The organism is Jatrophihabitans telluris (assembly GCF_023516435.1).
Taxonomy (GTDB): domain Bacteria; phylum Actinomycetota; class Actinomycetes; order Mycobacteriales; family Jatrophihabitantaceae; genus Jatrophihabitans_A; species Jatrophihabitans_A telluris.
This window is the reverse complement of the sequence record NZ_CP097332.1, coordinates 1803513-1825731: the sequence shown is the minus strand read 5'-3', so window position 1 is coordinate 1825731 and position 22219 is coordinate 1803513. Positions and strand designations below refer to the sequence as shown.

Genomic DNA, 22219 nt, shown 5'->3' with positions numbered 1-22219 from the left:
GCCGTCGGGTCAGCCCAGGGTGGGCCTCAGAACAGGACGGTGCGCAGCGTCCCGACCTGAACCATGCCGAGCCGTTCGTACATCCGGCGGGCAGGAATGTTGAAGTCGTTGACGTAGAGGCTGACGGTCGGCGCCCGGTGCAGGGCGAGGCGCAGCACCGCTGCCATCGCACGAGTGCCCAGCCCGTGACCGCGCAGCTCCGGCCGCACCCAGACCCCCTGGACCTGCGCCGTCGTGGTCGACAGCGCGCCGATCTCCGCCTTGAACTCGACCCGGCCGCCGGCGTCGAGACGCACATAGGCCCTTCCGGAAGCGATGACATCGTCCACTCGCTGCCGGTAGCCGACACCGTGATCCGCTCCGATGGGCGAGACCCCGAGTTCTTCGGTGAACATCGCGACCGCCGCGGGCAGGAAGCTGCGCGCGTCCGAGGTTCGAGCCGTTCGCACCCGCGGATCCGACGACACCGGCGCGAGCGCCGAGCTCGCCAACAGCGGCTGGCTGTCGCGGATCGCCCGGGCGGTCCCCCACCCCCGCGACAGCGTGGGCCACATCGCGGCCACAGCGTCCGCGTCGCCCACGATCGAGGAACACCCACGGGCGCCGTGGGAAAGGAACTCGGCCAGGGACTGCAGGGCGGCCGGATCGTTGCCGACGGGAATCAGGTTTCCGCCGTGGAACACAGCCGCGCGCAACCGGCCCGTGTCGGGATCGTCCAAGCCCCACAACGGCCCACCGAATCGGCGCGGCTCCAGATCGGGGCATAGCCCAGGCGAGAGGCGAGCACACAGTTGAGGACAGGATCGGCGTCGATGAGCGCGCGCAACGCGGGAGCATCGGACGCTCGCAGCGCGCGGGGCCGGGTCCGCAGCGAGGTCACGAAAGACACGCTACCGGCTCGGCCGCCGCCTCATCAGAGGACTCGGCCGGTGACCCGTGCGGCGATTCGCCGCGCGACTCAGCCCGGTACCGCGGCCCATCTCGGGCGCAGGATCAGAACGGCGTGCCGTGTGTCGGTTCGCGGTCGGCGAGGAAGGCACGATCGAGGCGGCTGAGCAGCGCATCGTCGGAGGTCTCCGCCAGGCCCGCCTGGTGCAGGGTGTTGAGCCTGCTACCCCCGAGATAGACCGCGCCGAGCGTTGCGACGGGCATCCGGACGTCCGCGCCGCGGTCCACGCGCCGACAGTGGGCACCGTCCGGACCGCCGGTCAGGTGGTATCGACCGTCACCGAAGAGGGAATCCTGGATCTCCAGGACGGCGTCCACCTCCACCGCGTAACGGCGCGCCGACAGCATCGCTGCAACGTCGAGCGGACGCACCCACACGCCGTCGTTGACCGCGGTGGTCCGCGGCTGGCGGGGGTTGTCCAGCAGTCTCGCGAGGGGATCGTCGAAGGGCACCTTGTGGCTGTGGATCGTCCCGACGAGGTCGTAGCCGAGCACTACCTGCCAGAGGGCCAGGTGTGCTTGCGGCGTCAGATACACGTAGTCATGGATCCAGAGGTGGGAGCTCGGATGGCCCTCGCCCCACTCCTCCTTGACCCGGTAGGCGATGTAGCCATCGGCGTGCACGAGATAGAACGCCTCCGTGGCACCCTCGCGGTCCTCGGGATGGTCGGTGAAGATGTCGCGCCACCGCGCCGGCCACCGGCTCACCGCGCCGACCGTACGAGCGTGCCAGCGATCGAACAACGCCGGGACCAGGTCGCGAGCCTGTTGGACCGGGACGAGACGAACCGAACCGGGATCGGTCGAGCGAACGAGCCGGACCGTGCGGCGATCGATCTCGGTCGTGCGGACCACGCTCGCCGCCCCGTAGCCGAAGCGGCCGTAGATGCCGCCCTCGCTGGCTGTGAGCATCGCCATCGACTCGCCGCGGTCGGCATAGTCGGTGAGCTGCTGGATCATCAGGCCGCGCAGGATGCCCTGGCGCCGGTGAGTGGGGGCGACCGACACCCAGGTGACGCCCGGCGTGCGCACCTGGCGCAGCCCGGGCACCGTCACCGTCAGGTCGAAGTCGCCGGTGACGCCGACGATCGTGCCGTCCGGTCCCCCGTCAGGCCGGCCGGCTCGGCTGTCGTCGACGGCAACCCAGAACCTGGCCAGGTCGATGCCGCCATCGGCGAGTTCGCTCAGATGCCGTTCGGTGTAGCTGAAGCCGAAGGCGACGCTGTCCAGCCGGGCGATGGCCTGCAGGTCAGCCGGCTCGGCCCGGCGGATGGAGATGGTCACGGCCGCTGACTCTGGACCTCCGGGCGGCTACGCACAACCGATTTCAGGTGGTGATGACGCTCGGTTCGCCCGATGCCACGCCCGCGGCCGTCATCTCCTCGGCCATCCGGAGCGCCTCCTCGATCAGGGTCTCGACGATCTGGGACTCCGGCACCGTCTTGATGACCTCGCCCTTGACGAAGATCTGGCCCTTGCCGTTGCCGCTGGCGACGCCGAGGTCAGCCTCACGCGCCTCGCCGGGACCGTTGACGACGCAGCCCATCACGGCGACCCGTAGCGGAACCTCGACCCCTTCCAGCCCGGCGGTCACCTTCTCGGCGAGGGAGTACACGTCGACCTGGGCGCGTCCACAGGACGGGCAGGAAACGATCTCCAGGCGGCGCTGGCGCAGATTGAGCGACTCCAGGATCTGCAGGCCGACCTTGACCTCCTCCACCGGCGGAGCGGACAAGGACACCCGAATGGTGTCGCCGATTCCCTTCGCCAACAGCGCCCCGAACGCCACGGAGGACTTGATCGTGCCCTGGAACGCCGGGCCGGCCTCGGTCACGCCGAGGTGCAGCGGGTAGTCGCACGCCTCGGCGAGCAGTTCGTAGGCACGCACCATGATGACCGGGTCGTTGTGCTTGACCGAGATCTTGAAGTCGCGGAACCCGTGCTCCTCGAACAGGGCGGCCTCGTTGAGCGCCGATTCGACCAGCGCCTCGGGGGTGGCCTTGCCGTACTTGGCCAGCAGGCGCTTGTCGAGGGAACCGGCATTCACCCCGATGCGGATCGACACCCCGGCGTCGGCGGCCGCGCGAGCGATCTCGCCCACCTTGTCGTCGAACGCCTTGATGTTGCCGGGATTGACCCGGACCGCCGCGCAGCCCGCGTCGATGGCCGCGAACACATACTTCGGCTGGAAGTGGATGTCGGCGATCACCGGAATCTGCGACTTGCGGGCGATGGCGGGCAGCGCGTCGGCGTCGTCCTGGCTGGGGCAGGCGACCCGGACGATGTCGCACCCGGACGCGGTGAGCTCGGCGATCTGTTGCAGCGTGGAGTTGACGTCAGCGGTCAGGGTGGTGGTCATGGACTGCACCGACACCGGAGCGTCACCGCCGACGGCGACCGAACCGACCTTGATCTGACGGGACTTGCGGCGGGGCGAGAGCACCGGCGGTGGCGCGCTCGGCATTCCCAAAGCAATCGGCGTGCCCATGTCTAGACCTCTGTTTCTCGTGATTCTCGCGTTGCGTGCGTGCTGTGGTGAGACGTGCGGGAGACGGCTAGCGAAGTTCAAGCAGGTCGACGACGAAGATGAGGGTCTCGCCGCCCTTGATGGCGCCGCCGGCGCCGCGGTCGCCGTAACCGAGCTGCGGCGGGATGATCAGCTCGCGCCGACCGCCGATCTTCATGCCCTGAACACCCTGGTCCCAGCCCGCGATGACCCGGCCCTCCCCGAGCGGAAAGGTGAACGGTGCGCCGCGGTTCCAACTGGCGTCGAACTCCTCACCCGTCGAGTACGCCACGCCGACATAGTGCACGACGGCCTGCTGGCCGGCGTGGGCCTCGGCCCCGTCACCGACGGTGAGGTCACGGATCTGTAGCTCACCGGTTGGTTCGGTGGCCGGGAACTCGACCTCGGGCTTGCTGGGTGGGGTTGCAGCCTGCGTCACGGACTCTCCTGTGCTTGCTGGGTTGGTTGGGTTGGGCTGGGTTGGCGTGCCGGCCGGTTGGTCGACGTCGAGCTAGTTCAGGGTGATGGGTTTGACGATGTCGGCGTACATGACCAGCACCGAGAACACGATGAGGATGCCGGCGACCACGTACATGACGGGGACCAGCTGGGCCACGTCGACGAAGATCTGCGGCCGCGGGCTTTGACCCGTGGGCTCATCGACGGGCTTGCCGTCGGGACCCACCGTGACCGCGTCGTGGCCGCCGACGCGCAGCCTCAGCCGCGCCCAGCCGCGCCGCACGGACTCGACGAGGGCGCCGGCCACGTGACCGCCGTCGAGCGGGAGCAGCGGCAGCAGGTTGAAGAAGAACAGCAGCAGGTTCACCCCGGCGAGCAGGCTGAGCAACGAGGAGATCTTGTCCAGCGTGCTGATCTGGTGGGAGTCGGCGATCTGGCCGCCGATACGACCCAGGCCCACGACTCCGACCGCACCCTGCGCATCGCGTGGCTTGCCCTCGAACACCGTGCCGACCAGGGAGGAGATCTTGCTCGGGAACTGCTTGAGCGCGTCCACGCCCAAGCTCATCTGCTTCCAGATCACCCTGCTGATCCCGGCGACACCGAGACGTTGGTAGTCCTGGGTGGTGCTGATCCCGATGAAGCCGGCCTGCTTGGTCTTGGTGCCCTGGTCGTTGGCGTACTTGGTCGTCTGCACGGGAGTGATGGTCAGGGTGACCGGAGCGCCGGCGCGCTGCACGCGCACGGTCAGAGTCTTGCCGGCCGACGCCTCGATGATGGTCACGGACTGGGACCAGTGGGAGATCCGCGTGCCGTTTATGGACTCGATGACATCGCCGGCGACCAGCCGACCGTTGGCCGGTGCGGCGACGTAACCGGCCGAACCGGCGGCCGGACAGTCGGTGGCGGTCGAGGTGACCGGGACCACGCACTTGCTGACCGACGCAACCGTGGTGGTCGGGCCCTTCACGCCGATGAGCCCGTACAGCAGCACGGTGATGAAGATGAAGATGAGCAGGTTCATCGTGGGGCCGCCGAGCATGATGATCATCTTCTTGCCGGGGGTGAGCCGGTAGAACTGCCGATGCTCCTGCCCCGGTTCGACCTCGGCCCGGCTGGTGGCTCGAAACTCCTCGACGAGTTCGGCCATCCGGCGCGGCCAACGGGACTGCTTGTCCTTGCCGGGCGGCACCATCCCGATCATGCGGATGTAGCCGCCCATCGGAATGGCCTTGACGCCGTACTCGGTCTCACCCTTGCGCTTGGACCAGATCGTCGGACCGAAGCCCACCATGTACTGGGTCACCCGGACCCCGAACTTCTTCGCGGGCACCATGTGGCCGATCTCGTGCAGCGCGATCGAGCCCAGCAGTCCGAGAGCGAAGGCGATCACGCCAAGGGCGTAGAGCACGCAGTGTCCTTTCGGGGTGTCCGCGGCAGCCGCCGGGACCGTCCCCGCAGGTTGCGGGGCGGACCGGTTGCCGTCCGTCCACCATTGTGCCTGTCTCGAAGAGATCAGGACGAGATCAGGAGGCGATCAGGAGGCGATCGTGCGCAGCGATCGCGCCCGGGCCCACCTCTCCGCCTCTTCAACATCGGCCACATCGCGCGGGTTCCCAGCGGCGGCGTGTTCTGAATCGAGCCACAGCTGCAGGACGTCCGCCGCGCCGTCGACGATGTCGAGGAAGCCGCACCGGCCGGCGTGGAAGGCGGCGACCAGTTCCTCGTTGGCGGCGTTGAACACGGCCGGTGCGCAGCCACCGGCTCGGCCGGCGGTCCGTGCCAGCCCGATCGCCGGGAACGCGACGTGGTCGACGGGCTCGAAGTGCCAGTCCTGGGCCTGAGTCCAGTCCACCGGGTGGGCCGCGTTCGGCACCCGTCGCGGCCAGTCGAGAGCCAGCGATATGGGCAGCCGCATGTCCGGGGGGCTGGCCTGTGCGAGCGTCGAACCGTCGGTGAATTCCACCATCGAATGCACGATCGACGTCGGGTGGACGACGACGGCGATCCGGTCGTAGTCCACGTCGAACAACAGGGCTGCCTCGATCAGTTCCAGCCCCTTGTTCACCAACGTCGCCGAGTTGGTGGTGATGAGCTTGCCCATGGCCCAGGTCGGGTGGGCCAGCGCTTGGGTCGGGGTCACATCGGCGAGCTCGGCGCGGCTGCGGCCCCGGAACGGCCCGCCGCTGGCGGTGAGAATCAAGGAGGCGACCTCCTCGTGCGTGCCCGAGCGCAGCGCCTGTGCCAGCGCGGAGTGCTCGGAGTCCACCGGCACGAGCTGGCCCGGCTTGGCCGCCGCGAGCACGAGCGGGCCGCCGGCGATCAGCGATTCCTTGTTGGCGAGGGCGACCGTGTGTCCGGCGGCCAGCGCGGCGAGGGTGGCCCGCAGTCCCTGGGCGCCGGCCACCCCGTTGAGCACCACATCGGTTTCGGCGCCGGCGAGGTCGCTCGTGGCACCCGGGCCGTAGCTCACCGTCGGCCGCGGCCGGTCGGCGGGCCAGTCACGCTCGATCCGGGCCTCGACCTCGGTGCGCGCCGATTCGTCGCTGACCGCGAGCAGTAGCGCGCCGGTCGCCACCGCCTGCTCGATCAACAACGCCGGGTTGGATCCGCCGGCGGCCAGTCCCACGATCTCGAACCGGTCCGAGGCGGCAGCAATCACCTCGACCGTCTGCGTTCCGATGGAGCCGGTCGAGCCGAGCAGGACGATGCGGCGAGGGCGGCCGGCGGCGGGACCGTCGGTGTCGACCTGATCGGCGGGGCGATTCATGCCGACATTGTCGCCGATGCCAGAATGAGTACAGCAACGCGCCGGAAAGGCCGAGCGGACGAGACGCAGGGAGTGGTTGGGGTGGCTGCTGAGCACGGGCACGAGCTGACGGACGGTTCGCACGCCCCGCACGAGCGTCCCGAGCAGTGGGGTTGGCACCACGACTTCACCAAGGGTCGCCAGATCATGGGCTGGTTCTCGGTGGTCGTGCTCGCCCTCTTCCTGACGACCACGCATTACAACCTCGCCGGCGCGCTGGCCATCGTTGTCTGCATGCTTGCCCTCATCGGCGGCCTGCTCTACGACCGGGCGCGCAGCCGCACCCAGTGGCGCGGCTAGCAATCGAGGCACCCGACGGGCCTGCTGCCTCAGCGTGCCGAAGCAACAGGCCCGTTCAGAGCCTCCGATAGGTCGCTGCGCTCAGACCGCCAGCTCCTTGATCCCCCACGGTGAGGCGTAGTCGCCGGCGAGCAGTTCGAGGAACGGCTCGGCCGGTAGCGCCTCGGGGCCGAGGATGCCCCGGCCCGTCCACTCCCCGGTGGCGATCAGTTCGAGCGCGACGATCGGGTTGACCGCCGTCTGCCACACGACGGCCTGGCAGCCGTATTCGGCCATCGACCAGGCGTTGTCGACGACGTGATACAGGTACGTCGAGCGCGGGCGGCCATCCTTGCCGGTGCCTTGCACCCACAGGCCCGCGCAGGTCTTGCCGTGCATCTTCTCGCCCAGTTCGGCCGGATTGGGCAGCGCCGCGGCCACGACGTCGCGTGGGCTCACCTGGACCCCACCCACCGTGAGCGGCTCGGTGCGGTCGAGGCCGAGCTTGTGCAGGGTCTTGAGCACCTCGATGAACTCGTTGCCCAGGCCGTACTTGAACGTCACCCGCTTGGCCTCGAGCCAGCGAGGCATCAGCAGCACCTCCTCGTGCTCGACGTTGACGCACTCGACCTCGCCGATGCCGTCCGGGAAATCGAAGACCTCGGGCTCACTGAAGGGCTCCGTGGTGAACCACCCGCGCTCCTTCTCGTACACCACGGGCGGGTTGAGACATTCCTCGATGGTGGTCCAGATCGAGAAGGACGGGGCGAACTCGTAACCGTCCACGGTCAGGTTCGCGCCGTCGCGAACTCCGAGCTCGTCGATCTCGGAAAACAGGTTGTCCGAGGCGTAGCGAGCGAAGACGTCGGCCAGTCCCGGCTCCACACCGATCCCGACGAGAGCAAGCTTGCCCGAGGTTTCCCACTCGGTGGCCAGCGCGAACTGCTCGTCGCCGAGCTTGACGCCGGTCTGGCGGTACGGGTCCGTGGCATGCGGTCGAGACAGCGACATGGCCATGTCCAGGTAGTGGATCTTCGTGGCGAGCGCGGCGCGGAAGATCGGCATGGTGAATCGCGGATCGGTCGCCCCGAGCACGGCGTCGATGGACTGCTCCCCGATGAGCGCCTCGACGGCGGACTGGTCGGAGGCATCGACCGCGGTCGCGTGGAATCGAGGATCGTCCACGTCGGCAACCGTCTTCTGCGCCCGAGCGAGGTCGTAGTCGGCGACCACCACACTGCTGAGGAACGTCCTGCGCGCGGCGATCTTCGCCGCTGCGGATCCGACACCACCGGCGCCCAAGATGAGCAACTTCACCGAAACCAAGCTCCTATCACGGATTATGGGACGAAATTCGACCTTGGTCGAACAATACGCCACTAAATCCGAAGATCGAGAGCGGGCGCGCTCCGAGCGTGACGAAGGATCGGGATTTCGGCGCGGTGTTCGTCCCGGCCGACTCAGCGACCGTCGAGCAGGGGCTGACGGGGGTCCCAGACCGTCCCGTCCACGGCGTCACGGCGCCGGCGGGCGATCCCACTGAGCACCTCGAGAACGACGCGGTTGGCCAGGAACGAGGTGATCTCGGCGTGGTCGTAGGGCGGCGAGACCTCGACGACGTCCACTCCCACCACGGGCAACTCGTAGGCGATGCGACGCACCGAGTCCAACAACTGGCGCGAGGTCAAGCCACCCGGTTCGGGCGTGCCGGTGCCAGGAGCGTGTCCGGGATCGCAGACGTCGATGTCAACGGACAGGAAAACCCCGTCGCAGTCGTCGGTCGCGATCGCGAACGCCTCGGTCAGGCAGGCCTCCAACCCGCGAGCGGTGATCTCGGTCATCTCGTAGGACCGCATGTTCTGCTCGGCCATCCATCCGAGGGTCTCCGGCGGCGGCCAGTAGCCCCGCAGACCGACCTGCAGGAACCGGTCGCCGCGCAGCGCGCCGGATTCGATCAGGCGGCGCATCGGCTGCCCGTGTCCGATCAGCGAGCCGAATTCGATGTTGCCGGTATCGGCGTGGGCGTCGAAGTGGATCATCGACACCCGGCCCTGACCGAGGTGTTGCGCGACGCCGGCCGCGTCCGGCCACGCGATGGTGTGGTCGCCGCCGAGGATGAGCGGGATCGCCCCGTTGCGAGTGACGGCGTACACCGCCTCCTGCAGGTCCTTGACGGATCGAGCGGCGTCACCGGAGAACAGTTCGACATCACCGGCGTCATAGACCCTCAGGTCCTGCAGGCCGTCCACCCGCATGGCCAACGAGGGACGCGAGCCGTCGTGGGGCAGGTAGCAGGTCTGGCGGATGTACTGCGGACCGAAGCGGGTGCCCGAGCGATGGGAGGTTCCCCCGTCGAAGGGTGCTCCCAGGATGACGATGTCGGCGTCGGCGTAGGTAGCCACGTCGGCCCAGTCGCACCTGTCGACGCCGAGGAAGGTGATGTCGGGACCGAACTGAGCACCATATCTAGCCATGGCCTGGAGTATGCCTCATCAGAGAATGCACCGGCTGGATCGAGGGAAACTCGATCCAGCCGGTGACCGGTTTGCGTACGGGAAGCCTCGGTGTCGCTCAGGCCCACTTGTGCCGGTTGCGGCGGCTGGCCACGAGCTGACCCACGCCCACGGCCAGGATGGCCACCAGGAACATGATGGTGCCGATGACGTTGATCTGCACCGGCGTGCCGCGCTGCGCCGCACCGTAGACGTACATCGGGAAGGTGACCGACGAACTGGAGGCGTTGAAGTTCGACACGATGTAGTCGTCGAAGGACAGCGAGAAGGCCAGCAACGCCCCCGCGGCGATACCCGGCGCGACCAGCGGCAGCGTGACCCGGGTGAAGGTCTGGACCTCGTTGGCGTACAGGTCCGCCGCCGCCTGTTCAAGCCGGGGGTCGAGGCCGGCGATCCGCGCCTTGACGGTCACCACCACGTAGCTCAGGCAGAACATGACGTGCGCGATGAAGATCGTCACGGCACCCAGCGACCACCCGATGCTGACGAACAGGGTGAGCAGCGAGGATCCCATGACCACCTCCGGCGTCGCCATCGGCAGGAAGACCAGCAGGTTCGCCCCCGCCCGTCCATGGAAGCGGTAGCGCGCCAGACCGAAGGCGACCAGCGTTCCGAGGATCGTCGCGACCACGGTGGCCGCGATTCCGATCTTCAGGGACAGGCCGAGGGCCTTGCACATGCCTGGGGCGCTGCACGGATGACGCCACGCGTCCAGGGAGAACCTGGTCCACGTGTAGTTGAACCGGCCCTTGGGCTTGTTGAAGGAGAACAGCACCACCACGAAGTTCGGCAGCAGCAGGAAGACCAGCGCCAGGAACGCGCCGACCCACACGATGTTGTCGCGGGCCACCTGCCACGGGGTTCGCCGACGAAGCGCCGGGGGCGCCGCCGGCCGTTGCATCGTTGTCGACATCAGACCAGCTCCTCCGTTCCGGCACGGCTGACGTAGACCGCGACGAGGACCACGATCGTGACCATCAGCGTCACCGACAGCGCCGCGGCGACGGGATAGTCCAGCACCCGCAAGAACTGCCCGTCGATCACGTTGCCGATCATGTTCGTGTTGGTGTTACCGAGCAGCTGGGCGTTGACGTAGTCGCCGGCGGCCGGGATGAACGTCAGCAGTGTGCCGGCCACGATCCCGGGCATCGACAACGGAAGGGTGATGTGCCAGAAGGACTTGATGGGCGCGGCGTAGAGGTCACCGCCCGCCTCCAGCAATCGGGGGTCGAGCCGGTCGAGGTTGGCGAACAGCGGAAGCACCATGAACGGCAGGAAGTTGTAGGTCAGACCGGCGACGACGGCCAGCGGGGAGTTGAGCAACTGGTTGCCGTTGGTCAGGTTCAGCCAGCCGGTGACCGACAGCAGCCCGGTGTGCTTGAAGACCTTGAAAACCACGCCGTTGGTGCTGAGGATCGTCTGCCAGGCCAGGGTCCGCAGCAGGAAGCTGGTGAAGAACGGGGCGATGACGATGACGAGCAACAGCGACTTGAACCGCCCGGCCTTCTGCGCGATGGCGTACGCCAGGGGATAACCGATCAGCAACGAGAACACCGTCGCCAGGAGGGCGTAGATCAGCGAGCGGAAGAACTGGCTCGCGAAGTTGCTGAAGGCGAAACTGTAGTTACCGAAGTGCCAGGTGACCTTGAACCCTTCCTCGATGGTCCCGGTCTGGATCGACTGCGATCCGAGAAAGACCAGCGGAACCAGGAAGAACACGGCCAGCCACAGGAACCCCGGGATCAGCAGAAAGACCCCGATCGAGGGCCGCCGTCGCTTCGTGGGTACCGGCGCGGCGGCCGGCGTCTGCGCCGGTGCCGGCGCGGCAACGGCCGTCATCAGACCGCCCCGTCCGGCTCGATGCCGGCGGTGACATCCTGTTGCGCATCGAGGGCGAAGGTGTGCTCGGCCGCGAACGACATCGCCACCGGATCCCCGACGGCATTGAGGTTCTCGATGCCCTGGTTCTGCTCGAAGACCATCAGCTCCTGCCCCCAAGGCGTCTTGACCAGGTACTGCGTACTCACCCCGATGAAGCTGACGTCGGTCACGATGCAGCCGGAGATCACGTTCTCGCCGACCGGACCGTCGGCTGAGGTGATCGGCTCGTCGTGCAGCTTCACCTTCTCGGGCCTGATGCCGACCAGCAGTTCGTCGGCCCCGGTGGACACGCGCGAGGCCGGGATCCGCACGGCGCCGTTGGGCAGCGCGGTGTGTACCGAGCCCGCCGCCCGCTCCTTGACCGAACCGCGAATGATGTTGGACTGACCGAGGAAGTTCGCCACGAACGTCGTCTGCGGGTTCTCGTAGAGTTCAGCCGGGGCGCCCAACTGCTCGATCCGGCCCGCGTTCATGACGGCAATCGTGTCGGCCATCGTCATGGCCTCCTCCTGGTCGTGCGTGACGTGCACGAACGTCAGGCCGACCTCGGTCTGGATCCGCTTGAGCTCGACCTGCATCTGACGGCGCAGCTTGAGGTCGAGAGCACCGAGGGGTTCGTCGAGCAGCAGCACGGCGGGCCGGTTCACGATGGCCCGGGCCAACGCGACACGCTGCTGCTGGCCGCCGGAGAGCTGGCCGGGCTTGCGCTGGGACAGCGCCGTCAGCTCGGTCAACTCCAGGACGTCGTCGACCTCCTTGTTCACGCCCTTGCTGCCACGCCGCTTGAGGCCGAAGGCGACGTTCTCCCAGACCGTCATGTGCGGGAACAGCGCGTAGCTCTGGAAGACGGTGTTGACCGGCCGTTGGTAGGCCTTGGTCCCCGTGATGTCGGAACTGCCGATCTCGATCCGCCCGACGGTGGGCTGCTCCAGTCCGGCCACCATCCTCAGCGTGGTCGTCTTGCCGCAGCCCGACGGACCGAGCAGGGCGAAGAACGATCCCTGCGGGATCCTCAGGCTGAGGTCGTCCACCGCCGTGAAGGGACCGTAGGACTTGGTCAACGAGGAGAGAACGAGATCGCCCGTTCCGCTGCTTGCGTCGGTCGCTGCCACCGTGTCGTGCCCCTATCTGATGAGGTTTTCAGGTTGTTGCTGGTAAGTGCCGTTGGGTCGTGCGGTGCGGTCCTGCTGTGTTCGGTGCTGTGTTCGGTTCTGTTGTTGAGCGCGCACTCGGCGCGACCACGCCAGACGGTGTGGATCAGCCGCCGATCAGGGTCTGGAACGCGTTGTTGAAGCGGTTTTCCTGCTCGCCCGTCAGGCCCATGAAAACGTGGGACTTGGCCTGCACGGCGTCGCTGGGGAAGATCAGCGGGTCGTCGGCCACCGCCGGGTCGCTCTTGACCAGGACCTGCTTGACGCCCTTGACCGGCGGGATGTAGTTGACGTAGTCCTCGACCTTTGCCATGACGTCGGGGCTGTAGTAGTAGTCGATGAGCAGCTCGGCGTTCTTCTTGTGCCTGGCTTTGTTCGGGATCACGAAGTTGTCCGACCAGACCATGTGGCCGGTGCTCGGCAGTACGTAGCCGAGATCGGGGTTGTCGGCCTTGAGCTGGACGACGTCACCGGTCCACGCGATGCAGGCCGCGATGTCGCCGGAGGCCAGCCCCTTGCCGTACTCGTTGCCGGTGAAGCCCTTGAGCTGACCACGGTTCTTGGCCTCGGTGAGGATCTTGATCGCGTCGTCGAAGTCCTTGTCCGAGAACTTCGCCGGATCCTTGCCCATGCCCAGCAGGACCAGGCCGACCGTGTCCCGCATCTCGGTCAACAGCGTGACGCGGCCCTTGATGGCGGGATCGGTCAGGAGCTGGTCGATCGTCTCGATCTTCTTGCCGCCGGTGACCTTCGGGTTGTAGGCGATGCCGGTGAAGCCCGACTGCCACGGGATCGAGTAATTGCGTCCCGGATCGAAACTGACGTTCACGAGCGTGTCGACGAGGTTGTTCGCGTTCGGCATGTTCGCGCGGTCGAACTTCTGCACCCAGTTGAGCCGGATGAGCCGCGAGACCATCCAGTCGGTCGAGCACCACACGTCGCGACCGGTATCAGCGTTGGCCGTCAGCTGCGGCTTGACCTTGGCGAAGAAGATGTCGTTGTCGCTGTAGTCCTCGGTGTAATTGACCTTGATGCCGGTCTTCTTGGTGAACGCCTCGAGTGTGGGGCGCTTCTGGGTCTTGTCGTCCACGTCGATGTATACGGGCCAGTTGGACCAGTTCACGACCTTGTCGGCGTCTGAGCGGTCGGTGGCTTGCTTACCCGCCTCGGATCCGTGGTAGGCGATGCCGGAGGTTCCGCAGCCGGCGAGCAGCGCGGAGAAACTCGCCGCGCCGAGGCCGGCCAACATCGTCCGGCGACTGACCAACCCCCGGACCAGGTCTGGCCTGATTCCGGCGAGGGGATTACCGCGAGCAGAGGACACCATTGGTTCCTTCCGGATGTGCCTGATGTGATCGACCATCGAGCCGAACGGCCCGTCCCGCCACCCGCAATCAGGCGCACGGGTTTCGGCGTCCCGGATCGTGCCACGCGACGGGACGGGTGACAAGCAATTCCGCAACGTCTAGGCCCGATCGCAACGAATTCCAAAGAGCAGACGGCGTTTGGGTACCGCTAATGAACCCCGAAGGTGTTTACTGCGTGTGTCGCGCTTGCTACCAAGCGGTTTCACCGACGATCCGATGCGGACGACCGACCACGGCACTGATTCAGAAGGACGAGCCGGGCAATACCTTCGGATTCGCTTGCATTGAGGCCCGACATCCTGCATTATCCGTGGTATGGCGCAGCCGAAGACCCGCTCCCGGCGGCAGCAACTCGACGACACCTCGAAGGCCATCATCGAGCAGTTGCAGCAGGACGGGAGACGTCCGTACGCGGCCATCGGTAAGGCCGTCGGGCTGTCGGAGGCGGCGGTACGACAGCGGGTGCAGAAGCTGATCGAGACCGGAACCGTGCAGATCGTGGCGGTCACCGATCCGCAGCAAATCGGCTTCGCCCGCGAACTGATGATCGGTATCAACATCGAAGGCGATCTGGAAGAGGCCGCAGACCTGCTCTCGGAGATTCCCGAGGTCGTCTATGTCGTGTTGACAGCCGGATCTTTCGACATCCTGGCCGAGGCGGTGGTGGTGGACGACGACCATCTATTGGAGTTGATAAACGACCGGATCCGGAAACTTCCCGGCGTCCGACGGACCGAAACCTTCATGTACCTGAAGCTGAAGAAACAGACCTACAACTGGGGTATCGCATGACAACCAGCCCGATCGACACGTCCTCCGAAGCCGCAAATTTCGGCTCGGACCGCTACAACGCGCAAGAACTGTCCGACTCCGCCCGCGACCACCTGTGGATGCACTTCACCCGGCTGTCCTCCTACGAGCACTCGCCGGTGCCCACGATCGTGCGCGGTGAAGGCGCCTACATCTACGACATCCAGGGACGCCGCTACCTCGACGGCATCTCCGGCCTGTTCACCGTGCAGGCCGGCCACGGGCGCCGCGAACTGGCCGAGGCCGCCGGTCGCCAGGCCGCCGAGCTCGCCTACTTCCCGCTCTGGTCCTACGCCCACCCCCAGGCCATTCAACTGGCCGACCGGCTGGCCGATCTCGCGCCGGGGGACCTCAACCGGGTCTTCTTCACCACCGGTGGCGGCGAGGCCGTCGAGACCGCGTGGAAACTGGCCAAGCAGTACTACAAGCTCACCGGCCGGCCTGAGAAGCACAAGGTGATATCGCGGTACGTCGCCTACCACGGCACGCCGCAGGGCGCGCTGTCCATCACCGGCATCCCGGCCGCCAAGACGATGTTCGAACCGCTGGTCCCCGGTGCGCACAAGGTGCCGAACACCAACATCTACCGTGCGCCGGTCTTCGGCGACGACCCGGTCGCCTTCGGCCGCTGGGCAGCGGACCAGATCGAGACCGCCATCATCATGGAGGGGCCCGAGTCGGTCGCCGCGGTGTTCCTGGAGCCGGTGCAGAACTCCGGCGGTTGCTTCCCGCCCCCGCCGGGATACTTCCAGCGGGTGCGCGAGATCTGTGACACCTATGACGTCCTGCTCGTGTCGGACGAGACCATCTGCGCCTTCGGGCGTCTCGGACCGATGTTCGGTGCCGACAAGTTCGGGTACCAGCCGGACATGATCACCTGCGCCAAGGGCATGACCTCCGGTTACTCCCCTATCGGCGCTTGTCTCATCTCCGACCGGCTGGCCGAGCCGTTCCTCAAGGGCACGACGTACTTCCCGCACGGCTACACCTTCGGTGGGCACCCCGTGTCCTCGGCCGTGGCGATGGCCAACCTGGATCTGTTCGAGAAGGAGGGCCTCAACCAGCACGTGCTCGACAACGAGGCCGCCTTCCGGGCGACCCTGGAGAAGCTGACGGACCTGCCGATCGTGGGCGACGTCCGTGGCGACGGGTACTTCTACGGCATCGAACTGGTGAAGGACAAGGCGACGAAGGAGACCTTCAGCGACGACGAATCCGAGCGGTTGTTGCGCGGATTCCTGTCCAAGGCGCTCTACGAGGCCGGCTTGTACTGCCGTGCCGATGACCGGGGCGATCCGGTGGTTCAGCTGGCGCCGCCACTGATCTGCGGGCAGGCCGAGTTCGACGAGATCGAGCAGATCCTGCGAGCGGTCCTGATCGAGGGCGCGACCAAGATCTAGTGACTGAGGTTGCCGTTGTCGGCGCCGGTATCGCCGGAGCAGCGTGCGCGCGAGCTCTGGTCGATGCCGGCGTCGACGTTTCGGTCTTCGAACGCGGCCATGCACCTGGTGGCCGGCTCGCGTCCCCCGAGCTGCACGGACGCCGGGTGGATCTGGGAGCCGCCTACTTCACCGCGGCCGATCCCGCGTTCGCCACAGTCGTCGGTGGCTGGCAATCCTCGGGAATAGCTCGGCAGTGGACGAACACCTTCGCGGTTGCCTCCCATGGCCGCGAGCTGGGCAGTTCGAGCGGGCCGACGCGCTGGTCGACTCCGGCGGGGCTGCGCAGCGTTGTTCGGACGGTGCTCGGCGACATCCCGGTGCGACTGGCGGCCGAAGTCACTGAAGTCATCGAAGCCGTCGACTCCGACGGCGGTGCGACAGTGGCCGGTGACCGCTATCGGCACGTGGTCTTGGCGATGCCGGACGCTCAGGCGCGACGGCTGTTGTCCGGACCGTCCTCGAACCAGCTGCGGGACGTCCCTTTCGATCCTGTGATTGCGGTGGCCAGTGGGTGGCCGGCACGCGAGTGGCCCTTCGCCGACGGGTGCTTCGTCAACGGTGATCCGGTGTTGAGCTTCGTCGCCGACGACGGAGCCCGCCGCGGCGACGGCGCGGCCGTCCTGGTCGCGCACACGACCGCATCCGCCGCCCGGAACTGGTTGGCCGACCCCGACGCAGCCGTAGAGCCGGTAGTGGCGGCGTTGCTCGACCTGTTCGGACTTCGCAGTGCGCCGGTGTGGACGCACGCCCATCGATGGACGTTGGCCAAACCCGCAGGCGTACATCGCGAACCGTACGGGCGGCTGAGTAAGGCTGTCTCTGCGTGCGGGGATGCCTGGTGCGAAACGGGATCGCCGCGCGTGGAGTCGGCGTGGCTGTCCGGGACCCGCCTGGGTGAGCAGCTCGCGGCCGAGCTGCGCTAGCTGCCCGGCCGCGGTAGCCGTCGCGCTCAGCCGGGCGCGCCGGCCCTGATGTGCTCGAAGATCAGGTTCGTCTCGGTCAGGGCGACATCCGGGTCTCCGGACAGGTTCACCACGACGAAGTCGCGCAGGTTCTGGGTGTTGCGGGCCGCGACGTGGATGAGGAAATCATCGGCGCCGGCCAGAAAGAAGACATTCAGCACCTCGGGCAACCGACTGACGCTGGCGGCGAACTCGCTGATGTGACTGCGCGCGTGGGACTGCATGCGAACCGCGATCATCGCCTGGATCGGCCGGCCCACGGCCGACGGATCGATGTCGGCGTGGAACCCACGGATCACCCCCCGCTCCCGCAGCGAGCGCACGCGCCCCAGGCACGTGGACGGCGCGATTCCGACGGCTTCGGCCAGGGCGTTGTTCGGCAGTCGCGCGTCTGCGGCCAGACGATCGAGAATGGCCCGATCGATGCGGTCCAATCCGGCCGCGGCGCCGGTGTCGGCCACGGCGGGGTCGAGCCGGTTCCGGTCCCGTCCCATGCGGGTTTCGCGCCGCACGGCGTTCGGCGATAGCGGTCGTTTCGGCGTCGCGCTCGAACTTCGGGCAGCCATTTGGCCATCCTGACAGAATTTTGTTCAGCCCTCTAGCCATTTGAGCGTCCAATCCTTCATCCTCGACGTATCAGTACGTCAACGAAGACGTCCTGATCCATCGAATTGCGAAGGGTCAGTCATGAAGGTCGGAATCCCCTCAGAGGTCAAGAACCACGAGTACCGGGTGGCGATCACCCCGTCGGGTGTGAACGAACTCGCGCGTAATGGGCACGAGGTGTTCGTCCAGCGCGACGCCGGCCTGGGCTCCTCCATCCCGAACGAGGACTACGTCGCCGCGGGCGCCAAGATCCTCGACAGCGCGGACGATGTCTGGGCCGAGGGAGATCTGCTGCTCAAGGTCAAGGAACCCATCGCCGAGGAATACCACCGGATGCGGTCCGACCAGACCCTGTTCACGTACTTGCACCTGGCGGCCGACAAGAGCTGCACCGACGCCCTGCTCAAGGCCGGCACCACCGGCATCGCCTACGAGACCGTCCAGCTGTCCGACGGTTCCCTGCCGCTGCTGGCTCCGATGTCCGAGGTCGCGGGCCGGCTCGCCCCGCAGGTCGGCTCCTACCACCTGATGCGTCAGGGCGGCGGCCGTGGCGTGCTCATGGGCGGCGTCCCCGGCGTCTACGCGGCGAAGGTCGTCGTGATCGGCGCGGGCGTGTCCGGGCAGAACGCGGCGGCGATCGCGCTCGGCATGCAGGCCGAAGTCCTCCTGCTCGACCGCAACGTCGCGCGGCTTCGCCAGATGGACGCCATCTACCAGGGCCACTGCCAGACCATCGCGTCCAACGCGTACGAGGTCGAGAAGGCCGTGCTCGACGCTGACCTGGTCATCGGAGCCGTGCTGGTTCCCGGCGCGAAGGCGCCCAAGATCATCAGCAATGAGCTCGTCTCGCGGATGAAGCCGGGTTCGGTGCTCGTCGACATCTCCATCGACCAGGGCGGCTGCTTCGAGGACTCCAGGCCTACCACCCACGCCGATCCGACCTACGCCGTGCACAACTCGGTCTTTTACTGCGTGGCCAACATGCCTGGCGCCGTGCCCCACACGTCCACCTACGCGCTGACCAACGTCACCCTGCCCTACGCGGTCGAGCTGGCCAACCGGGGCTGGAAGGACGCGCTGAAGGCCGACAAGGCCTTGGCCCTGGGCCTGAACACCCACGCCGGCGAGCTCACCAACGCGCCGGTGGCCGAGGCGCACGGCTACTCCAGCCGCAGTCTGGACGAAGCACTGTCGGCCTGAGCGAAACGGAACGGATCCGTCCGATGAGCTATTCGCAGCTGTCGCTGTGGCTCGCGACGGCCGGGGACGCCTTGGCGCCCCGGCCGTCGCTGGCGTCCGCGTCCCCCGCTGACCGAGTCGTCGACGTCGCAATCGTCGGCGCGGGCTACACCGGCCTGTGGACGGCCTACTACCTGCAGCGGGCGTGTCCCGACCTGCGGATCGCGATCGTGGAGGCGGAGACGGCCGGTTTCGGCGCCTCGGGCCGCAACGGCGGCTGGTGCTCGGCGCTGTTCCCGGTCGGGCTGAGCGCCCTGGCCAGCGAATACGGTCCGGAGGCCGCCCTGGGCCAGCACCGGGCCATGCAGGAGACGGTCGCCGAGATCGGGCGCGTGATCGCCTCCGATTCCCTCGACGCCGATTGGGCCGCCGGCGGCACGATCACGCTGGCGCGCAGCGGCCCACAACTGGATCGCGCCGACGAGGAGATCGACGAAGCCCGCCGCTTCGGCTTCGGCGAATCCGATCTGAGCCGGCTGGACGCCGAGCAGGCGCGGTCGCGGTTGAACGCCACGAATGTGCTGGGTGGTGTCTACACCCCGCACTGCGCGGCAATTCATCCCGCCAAGCTGGCTCGATCACTGGCCCGGCGGGTGGAACAGTCCGGCGTACGGATCTATGAGGGCACCCGCGTCAGCGCCATCGAGCCCGGTCGGGTGCTGACCGACCTGGGCGTGCTCCGAGCCGAGTTCATCGTCCGCGCGACGGAGGGTTTCACCCCACGGCTCAAGGGCTACCGCCGCGCGGTGGTCCCGGTTTACTCGCTGATGATCGCGACCGAGCCGCTCAGCGAGAACGTGTGGGACGAGATCGGGCTGCGGGATCGGGAGACCTTCGCCGACCTCCGCCATCTGATCATCTACGGTCAGCGCACCGCCGACGACCGGTTGGTGTTCGGAGGCCGCGGCGCTCCTTACCACTTCGGATCGACGGTTCGGCCGGGATTCGACCGTAACGACAAGGTCTTCTCGGCTTTGCAAGCGGCGCTCACCGAACTGCTTCCGGTGACCAGCGGCGCGAAAATCACCCATCGCTGGGGCGGTCCGCTCGCGATCGCGCGCGATTGGCACGCCTCGGCCGGTTTGGACCGGGCGACCGGGATCGCCTGGGCCGGTGGCTATGTCGGCGACGGGGTGTCGACCACCAACCTCGCCGGGCGCACGCTCACCGATCTCATCCTCCAGCGTGACACCCCGTTGACCGAGCTGCCCTGGGTGAATCATCGGTCACCGCAGTGGGAGCCGGAGCCGTTGCGCTGGCTCGGAGCAAACGCCGGCCTGCAGGCGATGACCTGGGCCGACGCCGCCGAAGCCCGTCACGGGCGGCCCTCTGCCGTCGCCGCCGCGGTCAACCGAGTGCTGGGGCGCTGACCCGCCGCCTCCTGCGGCCCGTCCGTCTCGAGCACTTCCTCGCCCTGACCCGTGGCGCGCAGCAACTGCGGGTCGAGGAAGGCCAGCACCGCCAACCCCGCCGCCAGACCCCAGAAGGCTGATCCGATCCCACCGAAGCTGACCCCGGAAACCGTGATGAGGAAGGTGATGACGGCCGCTTCGCGGTAACCCGATGTCGTCCGGGCCCGTGCCTTCGGGCCGCGCTCCTTCCGGTGCGCTGCGGCGGCCCCTCCCGGCGCAAGATCGGCCACCGCGGCGGACAACGCCGCGCCCAAAGTCGCCATCAGTGCCAGTCCCGCGACGGTCTCCACCAGACCCGCGGGAGCAACCGCGACCAGTGCGGCCAGCAGGCCGGCGCTCAGTCCGAACACGATGTAGGTCAGCCCCGCTACCACCGACGCGATCCACCGTCTGCCCCTGTCAACGCCTGCTTCCGGACCGGCGCACAGGGCCGCGCTGATCGCCGCCATGTTCACCACGTGGGCACCGAGCGCCGCTCCGGCCACGGTCGCGAGACCGGTGTCCAGCAGGACGGTGCGGACCGGCGGACGGTAGCCGAACCCTTCCAGGACCGCGATCCCCGGGACGTTCTGCGACGCCATCGTCACAACGAAGAGCGAGAGCCCGAGGGTGCACGCGGTCAGATTCAGCGTGGGCGCGGTGAGCACGAGCCGCGGCGCCAGCGAGATGCCGGACAGGTCGGCCGAGGAGGAGGACAGGACGATCTCGGTGAGCGCGACCGCCATCGCCGCGGGGACGGCCCAGCGGCGCGCATAACGGCTGAGCACCAGCCAGGTCGCGATGATGGCCAGCGCGAGACCAGGACGGTGCTTGACGGTGGCCACCGGAACGACGCACAACTGCACCAGCACTCCGGCCAGCAGCGCATTGGCCAGCGGTCTGGGGATGGCGAGAACGAGTTGCCGCAGTCTGGCGACGACGCCGGTGGCCACGGTCAGCAGGCCGCAGATACCGAAGGCGGCCACCGCGGTGCCGAAGCCGCCCGGCACGGCGCCGCTGGAGACGAGCAGAGCCGCGCCGGGCGTGGACCACGCGATGCTGATCGGCATTCGCGACCGTACCGACGCCTGGAGGGCCACCACACCCATGATCACGCTGACAGCGAGAAGTCCGGAAGCGGACTGGGCCTGGTCCGCTCCGACGGCCCGCAGTCCGGCGAGCACCACGGTGAACGAACTGGTGAAGCCCACCAGGGCGGTGACGAGCCCGGCGAGCACTGGTTGCAGTCGTTCCATATGTGGAACGATACCGGGATGGTCCACCACGGCAAGGGAGAGCTGTCGACCGAAGGACCCACGCCGGCCGCGACGATCGGCCGCCGGATCCGCCAACTGCGCTCGGCTCGAGGCTGGTCGCTGTCCCACGTCGCAGCAGCGGCGGGACTGGGCAAGGCGACGCTGTCTGAGATCGAGGCCGGACGCCGCAATCCGACTCTGGAAACCCTGTACGCGATCGCGGCCCAACTCGGGGTGGGCCTGGCGGACCTGCTGAGGGAGCCCGGGGAGCAGCCCCCCACCCCGCGCGTGTACGGAGCGGCCGTGTCGGCCGTTCTCATCGATGTCTATGACGACCCCACCGTCACCACCGAGATCTATCGGCTGACGGTGACGCCGGGAGTCCAGCAGGTCTCACCCGGCCACGGCGCAGGCGTCACCGAACAGCTTCTCGTCACCGCCGGCCAGCTGCGCGCCGGACCGCTCGGGGACCAGGTCGAGGTCAGCGCGGGACAGAACGCGAAATGGGAATCCAGCGGCGAACACGGCTATCTCGCCATCGGGGAAGATCCCGTCGAGGCCGTCCTCATCATCCGTCACCCGCGCGAGTTCTGATCCAGG

General features: G+C 67.6%; 21 protein-coding genes. 7 read left to right on the top strand and 14 right to left on the bottom strand.

Features of this window, described 5'->3' with window-relative positions:
* Nucleotides 1-26: 26 nt before the first annotated feature.
* The 6 genes from M6D93_RS08545 to dxr all read right to left on the bottom strand — a co-directional run bounded on the left by M6D93_RS08545 (nt 27) and on the right by dxr (nt 6683).
* Complete coding sequence (locus M6D93_RS08545) at nt 27-719, bottom strand: GNAT family N-acetyltransferase (RefSeq protein ID WP_249773934.1); 693 nt, start codon at nt 717-719, stop codon at nt 27-29.
* 274 nt (nt 720-993) lie between these two features.
* A complete protein-coding gene (locus M6D93_RS08540) occupies nt 994-2232 on the bottom strand; it encodes a GNAT family N-acetyltransferase (RefSeq protein ID WP_249773933.1) in 1239 nt (412 codons plus the stop codon).
* Between the two features lie 43 nt (nt 2233-2275).
* Nucleotides 2276-3436, bottom strand: a complete 1161-nt coding sequence (gene ispG / locus M6D93_RS08535; RefSeq protein WP_249773932.1) for a flavodoxin-dependent (E)-4-hydroxy-3-methylbut-2-enyl-diphosphate synthase — start codon at nt 3434-3436, stop codon at nt 2276-2278.
* Between the two features lie 67 nt (nt 3437-3503).
* Complete coding sequence (locus M6D93_RS08530; protein WP_249773931.1) at nt 3504-3893, bottom strand: FKBP-type peptidyl-prolyl cis-trans isomerase; 390 nt, start codon at nt 3891-3893, stop codon at nt 3504-3506.
* 72 nt (nt 3894-3965) lie between these two features.
* The gene (locus tag M6D93_RS08525) at nt 3966-5324 is read right to left on the bottom strand and encodes a M50 family metallopeptidase (RefSeq protein WP_249773930.1); all 1359 of its coding nucleotides are present in this window, start codon (nt 5322-5324) and stop codon (nt 3966-3968) included.
* Between the two features lie 126 nt (nt 5325-5450).
* Nucleotides 5451-6683, bottom strand: coding sequence for a 1-deoxy-D-xylulose-5-phosphate reductoisomerase (gene dxr / locus M6D93_RS08520; RefSeq protein ID WP_249773929.1), 1233 nt, complete (start codon nt 6681-6683; stop codon nt 5451-5453).
* A gap of 81 nt (nt 6684-6764) precedes the next feature.
* Here dxr and M6D93_RS08515 point away from each other — a divergent pair, with 81 nt between their 5' ends.
* A complete protein-coding gene (locus M6D93_RS08515) occupies nt 6765-7022 on the top strand; it encodes a DUF2631 domain-containing protein (protein ID WP_249773928.1) in 258 nt (85 codons plus the stop codon).
* An 81-nt stretch (nt 7023-7103) separates the two neighbouring features.
* Here the strand turns inward: M6D93_RS08515 and M6D93_RS08510 are convergent, their stop codons facing one another.
* From M6D93_RS08510 to M6D93_RS08485, 6 genes are all read right to left on the bottom strand, one after another.
* Nucleotides 7104-8318, bottom strand: a complete 1215-nt coding sequence (locus M6D93_RS08510; RefSeq protein WP_249773927.1) for a saccharopine dehydrogenase family protein — start codon at nt 8316-8318, stop codon at nt 7104-7106.
* Between the two features lie 143 nt (nt 8319-8461).
* Nucleotides 8462-9475: an agmatinase gene (gene speB, locus M6D93_RS08505; protein ID WP_249773926.1), complete on the bottom strand. Its 1014-nt coding sequence runs from the start codon at nt 9473-9475 to the stop codon at nt 8462-8464.
* 97 nt (nt 9476-9572) lie between these two features.
* The gene (locus tag M6D93_RS08500) at nt 9573-10415 is read right to left on the bottom strand and encodes an ABC transporter permease (RefSeq protein WP_347343585.1); all 843 of its coding nucleotides are present in this window, start codon (nt 10413-10415) and stop codon (nt 9573-9575) included.
* Between the two features lie 11 nt (nt 10416-10426).
* Complete coding sequence (locus tag M6D93_RS08495; RefSeq protein ID WP_249773924.1) at nt 10427-11353, bottom strand: ABC transporter permease; 927 nt, start codon at nt 11351-11353, stop codon at nt 10427-10429.
* Nucleotides 11353-12507, bottom strand: a complete 1155-nt coding sequence (locus M6D93_RS08490; RefSeq protein ID WP_249773923.1) for an ABC transporter ATP-binding protein — start codon at nt 12505-12507, stop codon at nt 11353-11355. The genes M6D93_RS08495 and M6D93_RS08490 overlap by 1 nt, the downstream gene beginning before the upstream one ends.
* Before the next feature lie 145 nt (nt 12508-12652).
* Nucleotides 12653-13873, bottom strand: a complete 1221-nt coding sequence (locus M6D93_RS08485; RefSeq protein WP_347343532.1) for an ABC transporter substrate-binding protein — start codon at nt 13871-13873, stop codon at nt 12653-12655.
* A 355-nt stretch (nt 13874-14228) separates the two neighbouring features.
* Between M6D93_RS08485 and M6D93_RS08480 the strand changes: the two genes are divergently transcribed.
* From M6D93_RS08480 to M6D93_RS08470, 3 genes are all read left to right on the top strand, one after another.
* A complete protein-coding gene (locus M6D93_RS08480; protein WP_249773921.1) occupies nt 14229-14705 on the top strand; it encodes an Lrp/AsnC family transcriptional regulator in 477 nt (158 codons plus the stop codon).
* Nucleotides 14706-14803: 98 nt separating this feature from the next.
* Nucleotides 14804-16123 (top strand): aspartate aminotransferase family protein, encoded by a 1320-nt coding sequence (locus tag M6D93_RS08475; protein ID WP_347343584.1) that lies wholly within the window; start codon nt 14804-14806, stop codon nt 16121-16123.
* Complete coding sequence (locus M6D93_RS08470) at nt 16123-17088, top strand: NAD(P)/FAD-dependent oxidoreductase (protein WP_249773919.1); 966 nt, start codon at nt 16123-16125, stop codon at nt 17086-17088. The genes M6D93_RS08475 and M6D93_RS08470 overlap by 1 nt, the downstream gene beginning before the upstream one ends.
* 26 nt (nt 17089-17114) lie before the next feature.
* On the opposite strand, the gene M6D93_RS08465 is transcribed toward M6D93_RS08470, so the two are convergent.
* A complete protein-coding gene (locus tag M6D93_RS08465; RefSeq protein ID WP_249773918.1) occupies nt 17115-17693 on the bottom strand; it encodes an Lrp/AsnC family transcriptional regulator in 579 nt (192 codons plus the stop codon).
* A gap of 121 nt (nt 17694-17814) precedes the next feature.
* On the opposite strand from M6D93_RS08465, the gene ald reads away from it, so the two are divergent.
* The gene (ald, locus tag M6D93_RS08460) at nt 17815-18933 is read left to right on the top strand and encodes an alanine dehydrogenase (RefSeq protein ID WP_249773917.1); all 1119 of its coding nucleotides are present in this window, start codon (nt 17815-17817) and stop codon (nt 18931-18933) included.
* Between the two features lie 23 nt (nt 18934-18956).
* Complete coding sequence (locus M6D93_RS08455; RefSeq protein ID WP_249773916.1) at nt 18957-20342, top strand: NAD(P)/FAD-dependent oxidoreductase; 1386 nt, start codon at nt 18957-18959, stop codon at nt 20340-20342.
* Here the strand turns inward: M6D93_RS08455 and M6D93_RS08450 are convergent.
* Nucleotides 20288-21619, bottom strand: a complete 1332-nt coding sequence (locus M6D93_RS08450; protein ID WP_249773915.1) for a benzoate/H(+) symporter BenE family transporter — start codon at nt 21617-21619, stop codon at nt 20288-20290. The genes M6D93_RS08455 and M6D93_RS08450 overlap by 55 nt on opposite strands.
* On the opposite strand from M6D93_RS08450, the gene M6D93_RS08445 reads away from it, so the two are divergent.
* The gene (locus M6D93_RS08445) at nt 21620-22213 is read left to right on the top strand and encodes an XRE family transcriptional regulator (protein ID WP_249773914.1); all 594 of its coding nucleotides are present in this window, start codon (nt 21620-21622) and stop codon (nt 22211-22213) included.
* Nucleotides 22214-22219: the final 6 nt, after the last annotated feature.